Here is a 12,471-nt window from a genome sequence, read left to right on the forward strand (position 1 = left end):
ACCCAGGGAGGTACCAATGGGACTTTTAGAAACCATCACGCATCCGCGCGACCTGAGAAAACTCAGCGAAGGCCAAATGGAAGAGCTGGCCCAAGAGGTCCGCGATTTCCTCGTTACCAACGTTTCCCAGACGGGCGGCCACCTTGGCCCCAATCTTGGAGTGGTGGAACTGACCCTTGCCATTCACAGGGTTTTCCAATCACCCAAGGACAGCGTCATTTTTGATACGGGCCACCAGTCCTATGTTCACAAACTGGTCACGGGGCGCCAGGACTTCTCCACGCTGCGCCAGGAAGGCGGCCTCTCCGGCTACCCGGACCGTGGTGAATCCGAACACGACATTGTGGAAAGTTCACACGCGTCCTCCTCACTTTCCTGGGCAGACGGTATTGCCCGGGCCCGTCAGCTCAATGGTGAATCTGACCGCCATGTTGTTGCTGTCATTGGTGACGGCGCCCTGACCGGTGGCATGACCTGGGAAGCCATCAACAATATTGCAGCGGACAAGAACCGCAAGCTTGTGATTGTGGTCAACGACAACGGCCGTTCCTATGCACCCACCGTCGGTGGCGTGGCGGACTACCTCGCCTCCCTGCGCCCGGCACTGGATCAGGTACGGACCCACCGGCGCTACGAGGCGTCCATGTCCTGGGGCAAGAAGCGCCTGCAAGAAGGAAATACCGTGGGGCAGCTGGTCTACAAGAGCCTGCACGCCGCCAAGAAGGGCGTCAAGGACTGGTGGGCGCCCCAAGGACTCTTCGAAGATCTTGGCATCAAGTACATTGGCCCCGTTGACGGACACGACCAGAAGGCCATGGAATCGGCCCTTTCCGCCGCCAAGAACTATGGTGGACCGGTCATTGTCCACGCGTTCACGGAGAAGGGCCGCGGCTATGCCCCGGCCCGGGCGGATGTTAACGATCAGTTCCACGCAGTGGGAGTGATCGATCCAGAGACAGGTGCCTCGGTAGAAGAACCGAGCGGCAAATCCTGGACGGGTGTTTTTGGTGATGAAATTGCCAAGATCGCCCAAGAGCGTGAAGACATCGTGGGTATCACGGGAGCCATGCTGCTTCCCGTTGGTCTGGCCAAATTCGCCAAAGAGTTCCCGGATCGCGTGATCGATGTTGGCATTGCCGAACAGCATGCGCTCACCATGGCGGCCGGTATGGCCTTCGGCGGCCTGCATCCCGTCGTTGCCATCTACGCGACCTTCTTGAACCGTGCCTTTGATCAGCTCCTCATGGATGTGGCGTTGCACAAGGCAGGCGTGACCATTGTCCTTGACCGCGCCGGTGTCACCGGTCCGGACGGTCCAAGTCACCACGGCATGTGGGACATGTCCATGCTGCAGATCATTCCCGGCCTGCATCTGGCCGCACCCCGCGACGCCGTGCGCCTGCGTGAAGAATTGCGCGAGGCCGTTGCCATTTCCGACGCACCCAGCGTTGTTCGCTATTCAAAGGGCAAGGCCGGCCCCGAGATAGCGGCCCTGGAACGGCTGTACGACGGCGTTGACGTTCTAGCCCGCAATCACCACCACATGCCTGACACGCCCAAGGATCCGCAGACGGACGTGTTGATCGTCAGCGTGGGCGCCATGAGTGAGTTGTCTCTTGAGGTGGCTCAGCGTATTGGTGATCAAGGGATTAGCTCCACCGTGGTCGATCCGCGTTGGGTCCTGCCCGTACCGCGTTCCATTGTGCAGCTGGCGTCGCAACACCGCATTGTCATTGTGGTGGAGGACGGCGTACGCGCCGGTGGCGTAGGTTCGCGCATCCGCCAGGAACTACGCGCTGCAGGCATCGACACAGCCTTGAATGAGGTGGGCCTCCCGGTGGAATTCCTGGCACATGGAACGCGTGCCCAGGTGCTTGAGCGCGTCGGTCTGACGGCGCAGCGGGTGGCCCAGGACGTCGTCGAACAGGTCCTTGGCACCAAGGTTCCCTTCGCTCGTCCACTGCCGGGCCAGCCTGCTCCACGCACGGGACAGCTGCCGATCCTGTGACGGCTACAAAGGAATCCGTTGTTCTGCGGCGTGAGTCGGAAGATCCCCGTCCGGGTGACCTGGTGGTTGCCCGCAACCGCAAGTATGACGGAACCGCCCACTGGGTTGTTCCCGGGCGATACCTGGGAAGCGATGAGTTTGGCCACTGGATTTTTCAGGGCACCAATGAATTCATCTCGCGCCCCGGGGCTGCCCTGTACACGGAATCCGATGCCGTCCTGCTGATCCCGTTCACGGGTGATTGGGTGGCCACGTTCTACGATGAGTCCCATCCTGGCGGCGTGGAGTTGTACATTGACCTGGCCCTGGATCTCCAGTGGCGGCGCATTCGTCCCAACGTGGTCGAGTTCCACATGATCGACATGGACCTGGACGTAGTCCGGACTGCCTCGCGCGGGCTCTACGTTGACGACGAAGACGAATTTGCCCAGCACCGCGTTGAGCTGTCGTACCCCGACGAGCTGTGCACACGCATGGAATCCGCCTGCGCGGACCTCGTTGCGGAGGTAGGCGCCGCCAATGCCCCATTCGACGGCCGCGATGCGGCCTGGTTCACCCTAGGAAGGACATCGCCATCAGCATGAGCGACAACAACAGCAGCGAACAGAGCAACCAGACCATCTTGGCGGGGCTGGACCCCAATATTGTGCGCATGTACAAGAAGGACGACGCCGGAGCCCTGGTCTTCCGCGAAGCGTGGGTTGAGTCCTTCAGCGGCGAAGAGACGGACGGTGCCGACGCGCCGGAGACGTACTTTGTTGTCAACCATGGCACCGTGGGACACGTCAGCACGTCCAAGGAAGTTTCCGTGGAAACGCTCGAAGAGGCCGAAGGAATGTTGGCCGCCTTCACCGAACAGTGCATCACGGATGGCTATGCTGTGCTGGCCCGGGAAGAGCAGTCACTTGTGGTTGCCCAGTTCGCGCTGAAGAGTGACCGCGTCTCAGACCGGGACAAGCACCTCGCCAACCGGGTCAAGGAAACCTTGACGGCGCACCTTGCATGGCGCGGCAGCGGAGTGCTGGAGAAAATGGAATTCAACCCGGCCGGCCATGGCCTGGGCAAGCTCAATGTGTACATTGTGGCGCCCGACGCCGCCCGCGCCGTCGCCAACGTCAAGGTGTGCATCCGCGAGGAGAAGCTCGACTTCACCAAGCTCACGGTAGCCACGGGACCCATTGATGATCCCAGCGCGCTGCGCGCCAAGCACAGCCCCACCGGAGGCACGGCCTTCAGCTTGTAGTATCTTGGGGACGGCCTGTTGACAGGGACACTGAGCATTTTCGGTACAGTGGAACCATGATTGAATACCGACAAGTAGGCCGTTCCGGACTGACCGTTTCCGCTGTGGGCCTCGGGTGTAACAACCTGGGCCGCAGCGGGACCGTGACGCAGACGCAGGAGGGGAGCAACGCCGTGGTGCATGCCGCACTTGATGCCGGCATTACGCACTTTGACGTCGCAGACGTGTACGGCATGACGCCGGGGCTGAGTGAATCCATTCTTGGCAAGGCGCTGGGCGTGCACCGTGAAGACGTTGTGGTTGCCACCAAGTTCGGCATGGACACGCAGGGTGCCAACGGCGCCGACTGGGGCCGACGCGGCTCACGCAAGTACATTTTGCAATCGGTCGAGTCCTCGCTGCGCAGGCTCAACACAGATTATTTGGACCTGTATTACTATCACACCCCGGATGGGCACACCCCCATGGCGGAGACACTCTCGGCCCTGGATGACCTGGTCCGTTCAGGCAAGGTGCGCTACATTGGGCACTCAAATCTGTCCGGGTGGCAGATTGCCGATGCCGAATACACGGCCCGCGGCCAAGGATCCGAGCGCTTTGTGGCAAGCCAAAATCACTACAACCTGCTTGACCGCCGTGCGGAGCTGGAAGTAACTCCCGCCGCTGAGGCATACGGCTTGGGTGTCATGCCGTACTTCCCGCTAGCCAACGGACTGCTGACCGGTAAGTACAGTGGTGGCGTGGTGCCTGAAGGCAGCCGCCTGTCACACACCCGCCAGCACATGGTTGCGGACGCCGATCAAGACCAGTTCACGGCGTTTGGTGCCTTCGCGGCTGCCCGCGGCCTGAGCGAGGTTCAGGTGGCCTTCTCGTGGTTGGCCGCCCAGCCATCGGTGGCCAGCGTGATCGCCGGAGCCACCAAGCCCGAACAAGTGCGTCAAAATGCACAAGCGGCCGGATGGAAGCCCACGGCAGAAGACCTGGCCGAGCTGGATTCGATCTTCCCGAAGGTCCCGCGCGTCGCACTGTTCTAGAGGGAAACGGTAATCCATTCGCCGTCGATGGCGGCTGCGTAGCGGGGGAGGGCTTCCTTGGCGGGACCCGACACTACGGTCCCGTCGCTGCCCTTGAAAACGGAGCCGTGGCAGGGGCATTTGAAGTCTTCGCCTTGCGGGGCCACCTTGCAGCCGGCATGCGTGCACACATCGGTGTAGGCCAAAATGGTGGTTTCGTCGGCGCGGAACAGGACAACCTCGACGCCGTTGGCCGTACCCGCCGCCGTCGTACCAACGGGAAGTTCCGAGAGCTTGCCCACCTGATAGCGCGTGCCGCCCGTGGGAATCTCTGAGGGGACCTCGCCATTGCCGGAGGCCGCGTTTCCGGCCGGTGTACAGCCCGCGAGGGCCAGCGCGCAAGCAGCTCCCGTGGCAGCAGTGGTGGCGCGCAGGGCAGAACGGCGGGTCAAAGTTGGTTCAGGAGTCATGGTCCCATTGTTTCAGGTGTGGCCGTCCCCAGGCCAACCGGCCAATACCCGAACGTCCAGTTGATGCTGATGTCACTGTGCAACATCAGCATCAACTGGACGTTCGGGTGGGCTGATCAGTTCGCCGGGTGGAAGGGCTTGCCGTTGACTCGCTCGGAGGCGCCAACCCGGTCAAGGTACGGCGTGATGCCGCCCAGGTGCATGGGCCAACCAGCGCCCAGAATCATGCACAAGTCGATGTCCTCGGGGCCAGCAACAACGCCTTCCTCGAGCATGAGGCCAACCTCCTCCGCCAGGGCATCCTGCGTTTTGAGCAGAAGCTCCTCGCTTGTGGACGGGGTACTGCCGAACGTCAACAACGCCAACGTGTCCGCCGGAATGGAAACCGAGCCGTCAGCGCCCGTTTCCCACAGGCCCTTCTTGCCGGCATCGATGAGCGCCTGCTGATTGGCGGAGACATGGAAGCGGTCGCCAAAGGCGGTGTGCAACGACTCGGTGACATGCTGAGCCACCGGAATTCCCACCATGGCCAGCAGCGTGAACGGGGTCATGGGCAGGCCCATGGGGCGCAGTGCGGTATCCGCGGTGTGAGCGTCGGTGCCCTCGTCGAACGCCTTGGAAACCTCGGCCATGAGCCGCAGGAGTACCCTGTTGACCACGAACGCGGCGGCATCCTTGACGAGTACGGCGCTCTTGCGCAGGGCCTTGGCCGTGGCGAATGCGGTGGCGAGCACGGCGTCGTCGGTCTTGGGGGCGCGGACAATCTCCAACAGCGGCATGACCGCCACGGGGTTGAAGAAGTGGAAGCCCACGAGGCGTTCGGGATGCAAAAGGTCCTCAGCCATGGCCGTGACCGACAGCGAGGAGGTATTTGTAGCGAGAATGCACTCGGGTGAGACGATGGCCTCCACCTCTGCAAATACCTGCTTCTTGACGTTAAGTTCCTCAAACACAGCTTCAATAACAAAGTCTGCATCGGCGAAGACCTCCTTGGAGACCGAGCCAGTCACAAGCGCCTTGGTGCGATTCGCGGCGTCCTGACTGATCCGCCCCTTGGCCAGCAGTTTCTCCACCTCGCCGTGCACGTAGGAAACACCCTTGTCCACGCGCGCCGCATCGATGTCCGTCATGACCACCGGCACCTTGAGCTGGCGGGCAAACAACAACGCAAACTGCCCCGCCATGAGGCCAGCTCCCACCACGCCAACCTTCGTGACCGGCCGGGCCAGCTTGGGGTCGGGGGCGCCGGCCGGCTTCTTGGCCCGCTTCTGGACCAGATCAAGGAACGCGTAGACGGTGTCCTTGAACTGCGGTGTGCCCATGAGTTCAGCCAGCGCCTCATCCTCGGCCACGAAGGATTCCGCCTTCGTGAAGTTTTTGCCCTTCTCCAGCAACTCGATCACCTTTGCCGGTGCCGGAGCCGCATTGGAGGTCTTGGCCTCAACAAAAGCCTTGGCACGAACGACGGCGGCATCCCACGCCGCGCTGTTTTCCTCGCTCAGGGGTTCGCTCACCGCGTTGGGGCGGCTCACGCTTTCGGCGCCTGCAAGAACGCGAGCGGCCCAGCTCAGTGACTGTTCAACGAAGTCGGCGGGTTCGAACATGGCGTCAGCTATGCCCAGCTTGTAGGCCGCGGGCCCACTGAGCGTGCGGTTGTTGCTGAGGGCATTCTCAATCATCACTGTCACGGCGTTGGCCGGGCCGATCAGGCGGGGGAGCAGGTACACGCCGCCCCATCCCGGAACCAATCCGAGGAATGCCTCCGGCAGTGCCAGGGCGCCCGCGCCGGTTGAGACTGTGCGGTAGTTGGCGTTGAGGGCAATCTCAAGTCCGCCACCGAGAGCCAAGCCGTTGATGAAGACAAAGCTGGGCACGCCGAGATCATTCAAGGTGGAGTAGACATCGTGGCCGAGCTGGGCCATGAGCAAACCGGATTCGTGGTCCTTGAGGCTCTTGACTGCCGAGAGGTCTGCCCCGGCCACGAGGAAGAACGGCTTGCCTGTGACGCCTACACCCACAATCTCGCCCTTGGCCGCCCGGTCCTGTTGGGTTTCCAAGACGGTGCCCAATTCCACAAGGGTGTTGGGCCCCAAGGTAGTGGGGCGGCGGTGATCCAGGCCATTGTCGAGCGTGATGAGGGCAAAGGTGCCAGCACTCGGCGCCCCATTCACTGCGGGCAGGGCGATGTCCTGGACGTGAGAGTGAGTCACCACCTCATCGGGGAACAGGGCCGTGAGCTTGCTAAAATCCTGGGCGCTCATGCGGCGCTCCCTTCAGTGTTTGCGTTGAAGTTGGGGTTCTCCCAGATGACTGTGGCCCCCATGCCCAGACCAATGCACATGGTGGTGATGCCGTACTGCACGGAATGATCTTCCGCGAACTGTCGGGCCAACTGGTTCATGAGGCGAACACCGGAGGAGGCCAAGGGGTGACCCACGGCGATGGCACCGCCATACCGGTTGACGCGAGGATCGTCATCCGCGATTCCGAAGTGGTCCAGGAAGCTTAGAACCTGTACGGCAAAGGCCTCATTGATTTCGAACAAGCCAATGTCCTCGATGCCAAGTCCGGCCAGGCGCAGGGCCTTTTCGGTGGCGGGAACGGGGCCGATCCCCATGACCTCCGGTGCGACGCCGGCGAAGGCGTAGCTGACAAGGCGCATCTTGACCGGCAGGCCCAACTCTTCGGCGGCCTCGGAGGAGGCCAAAAGTGCCGCCGTAGCGCCGTCATTCAGCCCTGCCGCATTACCGGCGGTGACACGGCCATGGGCCCGGAATGGCGTCTTCAACGCGGCCAGGTCTTCTACTGTGGTGCCGGGGCGCGGGGGCTCATCCACCGTGTTGACGGTCCAGCCGGCTCCGGGCTTCATGGTGGCCACGGGGACCAGGTCAGCCTGGATTTGATCCTTGGCGTAAGCGGCCGCCAACTTGTTTTGGCTGGCAACGGCGTAGGCATCCGTGCGCTCTTTGGTGATCGCCGGGAAACGGTCGTGAAGGTTCTCGGCCGTATTTCCCATATTGAGGGCCGCGGGATCAACAATGCGCTCGGACATGAAGCGCGGGTTCGGATCCGCGCCCACCCCCATGGGGTGATGGCCCATGTGCTCCACACCGCCGGCGATAACGATGTCGTATGCACCAACGCCAATGCCCGACGCCGTGGTGGTCACAGCCGTCAGGGCCCCAGCGCACATCCTGTCAATGGCGAATCCTGGGACGGACTGGGGGAGACCTGCCAAGAGCGCCGCCGTGCGCCCGATCGTCAAACCTTGATCGCCGGTCTGGGTGGTCGCGGCGATCGCAACCTCATCGATGCGATCGGCCGGCAGCTCCGGATTTCGGCGCATGAGTTCTCGAATGCACTTGACCACCAGATCGTCCGCGCGGGTGTTGGCGTAGATGCCCTTTTCCCCGGCGCGTCCAAAGGGTGTGCGGACGCCGTCCACAAAGACAACATCTCTAATCTGCCGGTTTTGGCGCATGCTTAGCTCCTCGAGTGCAAACAACGGGTGCCGAAGCCCAAAGACCTTGGGGACGACTGTGTCACACATCATGTTACCCATGAGTAACTTAGAGGTCAAAATTCCTGCCCAGCCTTCCGAATGCCGCATCAGTTGATGTCCATTAACGCCAAACGCTCCAGCAGTGACTGCTGGAGCGTTTGGAAAAACCCGACATTAAGTGATGCCGCGTTGGTGGGGAGGGTTAGGCGTTGCCGTCCTTGGGACCCTTGGCTTCCTTGGTGGCCAGGGGCTCAGGGTTGACCATCGACTCGGTGAGAAGTGCCGCAGTGAGTTCAATCTGCCAGGGCCGGGCACCGAGCTCGGCCAGTTGCTCAGTGACGGACTCCACTGTGATGTTCGACGGCGGGCGCCAGCAGACGCGGCGCAGGAAGTCAGGGGTGAGGATGTTCTCCGCAGGGATGTTGATCGATTCGGCCAACTCGGCCAGACGCGGACGCACCGTTGCCAAACGAGCGGCGGCCTCCACGTCACGCTCGGCCCACACGCGCGGCGGCGGGGGCGCATTGTTGGACACCTGCAGTGGCGGCAGATCCGAGCTGTTCTTGGCAGTTTGGATGGCATGGAGCCACTTGGGGGCATCACGCTTGGCGGCGCGGCCGTGGAAGCCGGACAGGGCCAGCAGCGCCGGAACCGTGGTGGGCATTCCCTTGGCTGCGGCGACGATGGCCGAGTCCGGAATCAAACGGGACGGGGCAATGTCGCGGTGCTCGGCGAGCCTCTCCCTGGTCTGCCACAGCTCGCGAACGGCGCCGAGCTGGACACGATTGCGGACGGTATGTGAACCCGACGTACGGCGCCAGGGATCAACACGTGGCGCGGGAACGCCGGAATCGATTAGGTGCGTGAATTCCTGGGCGGCGTAATCGAGCTTGCCGTCATTCTCCAGGAGGGCAACCAGTTCCTCCTGCAGATCAACGAGTACCTCCACATCCAATGCCGCATAGCGAAGCCACGGCTCCGGCAGGGGGCGTGTTGACCAGTCCGCTGTGGAATGTTCCTTGGCAAGATGGAAACCAAGGAGAGATTCCACCACGGCACCGAGGCCAACGCGGGGGAGCCCGGCAAGGCGGGCAGCAAGTTCCGTGTCAAAAAGTTTGTCGGGCCACATGCCCACGCCGGCAAGGCATGGCAGGTCCTGGCTCGCCGCATGCAGGATCCATTCAACGCCGCGCAGGGCATCGTCGATGATTTTCAGGTCGTCGAAGGCCTCGGGGTCAATGAGCCAGGTACCGGCGCCTTCACGCCGAATCTGGACCAACATGGCCCGCTGGCCATAACGGAAACCGGAGGCGCGCTCAGTGTCGACGGCGGCCGGGCCGGTGCCCGCGGCCAGAGCGGCAGCGCAGCGCTTCAAGGCCGGTTCGCTCTCCACTACCGCCGGAATCCCGTCCCGAGGCATGTCCAGTTCCACGAGCTCGGGCAGTTCGCCCAGCTCCAGGCGGACGCCGTCAATGACAACACTGGTCAGTGGAGCTTGGGCGAGTTCGGTGCTGGTCCCGCCCGTGGTGGGGGACGTTGCAGCGTCGGTGCCGGACGTCGCTTTGGAGTCGTGGCTTTGACGCGTGGTGGACAATTTGGTCCTGGCGCGGCTGTGCGTGCTTGATTCTGGGTTGGTCATGATGCCTTTAGTCTACCGAATGGCCAGTATGTCCCTGGGACCATGTACCGGAAACGAGGAACCGGCGGCTGCAATCGTGCGGCCTTAGTCGTTCGTGTCCCCGCGCCGGCGCGGCAGCAAGGTCACGCCTTCCTGCACGGGAGGCAGTCCCGCAAAAGTGCACACGATGTTGGCCCACGCTTCCAGGTGCGGGCTGATGGCGGTCCCCGCAGGTGTCCAGGATGCACGCAATTCAATATCCACGGCGTCCGGGCGAGTCGCAAGGGAGCCGTAACTTTCGGACAATATCCGGGTGGCCGTGCCGCCTGCGTTGGTGTACTGGGCACCTTGTTCAGCCAAGGCTTCAACGAGCCACGCCCAGGCGACGTTACCCAATAGGGAGTCGTTGCCGATGTCCGCCTCCAGCTGCGCGCGGACGTAGGTGACAATCCTGAACGTGCCGCCCCACAGGGTGGAACCTTGTGGGTCGTGGAGCAGAATGAAGCGGCCGGTGGCCAGCTCTTCGCCCTCGATCATGATTTCGGCACCAAGGGCCACGCCGAAGGGAGCCAGCCGGGCCGGGGCAGGCACTTCGGCCAACTTCAATTCACTCCGGTTCCGCGCAGAGCGCAGTGAGGCCAGGGCGGCTTGGAAGTCAGCGGGTAGCTGCGGAATTGGGCTCACACTGGCAGATTATGACGCCTTGTGGCCAAACGGTGGCAGGCGCGCCGAAAAGGCACCCCGCCCTGAATCAGGGCGGGGTGAGCTGCCTAGGACAATTCAGCCTTCAACGCGGCAACAAACGCGTCAACGTCTTCCTCAGTGGTGTCGAAGGAGCACATCCAACGTACTTCCCGTGCGGCTTCGTCCCAGTCATAAAAACGGAACTTGGTGCGCAGGCGCTCGGCCACACCTTCGGGCAGTATCGCGAAGACGCCGTTGGCTTCGGTGGCCTGGGTGCACTGCACTTGGGGGAGACCTTCGACGGCGGCGCGCAGCTTTGCAGCCATGGCGTTCGCATGTCCGGCCGACCGGAGCCACAAGTCGCCCTCAAGCAGCGCCAGCAACTGGGCCGAGATGAAGCGCATCTTGGAGGAGAGCTGCATGTTCAGCTTGCGCAGGTAGATTAGTCCGTCGGTGGCTTCCGGGTTTAGCGCAACAATGGCTTCGCCAAAGATGATCCCGTTCTTCGTGCCGCCAAAGGAGAGCACGTCCACACCGGCGTCGGAGGTGAACTCGCGCACCGGGACGCCCAGGTAGGCGGCCGCATTGGCCAGGCGTGCGCCGTCCATGTGCACCTTCATGCCCAAGGAGTGGGCGTGATCGCAGATGGCGCGTACTTCCTCAGGGGTGTAGCAGGTCCCCAGTTCGGTGGTCTGGGTGATCGAGACGGCCAGTGGCTGGGCGCGGTGCTCGTCGCCAAAGCCCCATGCTTCCTTGTCGATCAGCTCGGGTGTCAGCTTGCCATTGGGTGTAGGCACGCTCAGCAGCTTCATGCCGCCGACGCGCTCCGGTGCGCCGTTTTCATCCATATTGATGTGCGCCGTCGAAGCACACACCACGGCGCCCCACCGCGGCAGGAGCGATTGCAGGGCCACCACGTTGGCTCCCGTGCCATTGAACACCGGGAAGACATCAACCTCCTTGCCAAACAACTTGCCCATTTCGGCGCGCAGCGAGGTGGTGTACACGTCCTCGCCATAAGCCACCTGGTGTCCACCGTTGGCCGCGGCTAGCGCCGTCAGAACCTCGGGATGTATTCCTGAGTAGTTGTCCGAGGCGAAGCTGATCACGTTCGGGTCGTGAAGTTGGGTGAATTCGGTGCTGCCAATGCTCACAATGTGCCTTCGATTGTCGATGCTGAAAACTAAAATGCCGAGATCCGGATGATGTTCCGGTCTAAAGGATAATGCGGGCGCCGTTGAGTCCGGGCTTGCCGAACAGCGAGGTGACGGCCTGGGCCAACACGGCCACGTCGGTGAAACCGGGGAAAGAGCGTTCCGGAGAGCGTGCCCGCATGGTGTCATCGACGAGCGCTTTTACAACAAGGACGACGGCGGCGCTTTGCTCGGGTGCCGTCGAGCTGCCGAACCCCTGGGCCACGGACTGAACCCAAGTTTCTGCCGCGGCCTTGACGGACGCATAGCTTGCGTTCCCGGCCGTAGGGGCCGTGACCGAGGTGGAGGACACGATGGCCAGACGCCCCTCAGGAGAGGCCGCAAGGTCCTCATACAGCGCACGGGTGGTGTTGCGCAGTGTGGACAACACCGAGGTGTGCAGGAAATCCCAATCGGCATCGGATTGGGCCGTGATGCCGCCCCCGCCGCGCCACCCACCTACCAAGTGGACCAGGCCGTCAACAGGCCCAAAGTCTGTGTGAATTTTTGCCACCAGGGCCGAAACAGCGTCAGGGTCGGCTAGATCGCAGCTGAAGGGGACGGCTCCGCCTGTGAGGTTGGCTGCCGCCGTGATGCGTCCGGCGTCGGAACCAACCGTGACCACGCGCATGCCGGCCGCGACAAGGGAAGCCGCCACGGCAATGCCGGCGGCGCTGCTGCCGCCGGCGATCACCACCAAGGGTCCCTGGGAAGTGAAAGATGTCATGGAACTTACAGTA

11 protein-coding genes are annotated in these 12,471 nt (G+C 62.6%); 4 read left to right on the forward strand and 7 right to left on the reverse strand.

Annotated elements, in window-relative coordinates:
• Positions 1 to 16 precede the first annotated feature (16 nt).
• Genes dxs through BLV41_RS04625 form a run of 4 tightly spaced genes read left to right on the forward strand, consistent with a single transcriptional unit; the run spans position 17 to position 4,285 of the window.
• Complete coding sequence (gene dxs, locus BLV41_RS04610; RefSeq protein ID WP_074710783.1) at positions 17 to 2,008, forward strand: 1-deoxy-D-xylulose-5-phosphate synthase; 1,992 nt, start codon at positions 17 to 19, stop codon at positions 2,006 to 2,008.
• Positions 2,005 to 2,592: a DUF402 domain-containing protein gene (locus BLV41_RS04615; RefSeq protein ID WP_244516732.1), complete on the forward strand. Its 588-nt coding sequence runs from the start codon at positions 2,005 to 2,007 to the stop codon at positions 2,590 to 2,592. Before dxs ends, BLV41_RS04615 begins: the two co-directional genes overlap by 4 nt.
• Positions 2,589 to 3,251 (forward strand): hypothetical protein, encoded by a 663-nt coding sequence (locus BLV41_RS04620; RefSeq protein ID WP_244516734.1) that lies wholly within the window; start codon positions 2,589 to 2,591, stop codon positions 3,249 to 3,251. Before BLV41_RS04615 ends, BLV41_RS04620 begins: the two co-directional genes overlap by 4 nt.
• 56 nt (positions 3,252 to 3,307) lie before the next feature.
• Positions 3,308 to 4,285, forward strand: a complete 978-nt coding sequence (locus BLV41_RS04625; RefSeq protein WP_074710784.1) for an aldo/keto reductase — start codon at positions 3,308 to 3,310, stop codon at positions 4,283 to 4,285.
• Here BLV41_RS04625 and BLV41_RS04630 read toward each other — a convergent pair.
• The 7 genes from BLV41_RS04630 to BLV41_RS04660 form a co-directional block, all read right to left on the reverse strand.
• Entirely contained in the window at positions 4,282 to 4,734 is a 453-nt protein-coding gene (locus BLV41_RS04630; protein WP_074710785.1) for a Rieske (2Fe-2S) protein, read from the reverse strand. The genes BLV41_RS04625 and BLV41_RS04630 overlap by 4 nt on opposite strands.
• Positions 4,735 to 4,850: 116 nt before the next feature.
• The gene (locus BLV41_RS04635) at positions 4,851 to 6,995 is read right to left on the reverse strand and encodes a 3-hydroxyacyl-CoA dehydrogenase NAD-binding domain-containing protein (RefSeq protein WP_074710786.1); all 2,145 of its coding nucleotides are present in this window, start codon (positions 6,993 to 6,995) and stop codon (positions 4,851 to 4,853) included.
• Positions 6,992 to 8,215 carry a thiolase family protein gene (locus BLV41_RS04640; protein ID WP_074713106.1) on the reverse strand — a complete coding sequence of 408 codons (1,224 nt, stop codon included), beginning with the start codon at positions 8,213 to 8,215 and terminating at the stop codon, positions 6,992 to 6,994. The genes BLV41_RS04635 and BLV41_RS04640 overlap by 4 nt, the downstream gene beginning before the upstream one ends.
• 223 nt (positions 8,216 to 8,438) lie before the next feature.
• Complete coding sequence (locus tag BLV41_RS04645; protein ID WP_083360601.1) at positions 8,439 to 9,875, reverse strand: HRDC domain-containing protein; 1,437 nt, start codon at positions 9,873 to 9,875, stop codon at positions 8,439 to 8,441.
• Positions 9,876 to 9,959: 84 nt separating this feature from the next.
• On the reverse strand, positions 9,960 to 10,538 hold the full coding sequence (locus BLV41_RS04650) for a DUF3000 domain-containing protein (protein WP_074710787.1): 579 nt from the start codon (positions 10,536 to 10,538) through the stop codon (positions 9,960 to 9,962).
• A gap of 86 nt (positions 10,539 to 10,624) precedes the next feature.
• Entirely contained in the window at positions 10,625 to 11,692 is a 1,068-nt protein-coding gene (locus tag BLV41_RS04655) for a threonine aldolase family protein (RefSeq protein ID WP_244516736.1), read from the reverse strand.
• A gap of 61 nt (positions 11,693 to 11,753) precedes the next feature.
• On the reverse strand, positions 11,754 to 12,458 hold the full coding sequence (locus BLV41_RS04660) for an SDR family oxidoreductase (RefSeq protein WP_074710788.1): 705 nt from the start codon (positions 12,456 to 12,458) through the stop codon (positions 11,754 to 11,756).
• Positions 12,459 to 12,471: the final 13 nt, after the last annotated feature.

The sequence above is a fragment of the Arthrobacter alpinus genome, from assembly GCF_900105965.1.
GTDB lineage: Bacteria > Actinomycetota > Actinomycetes > Actinomycetales > Micrococcaceae > Specibacter > Specibacter alpinus.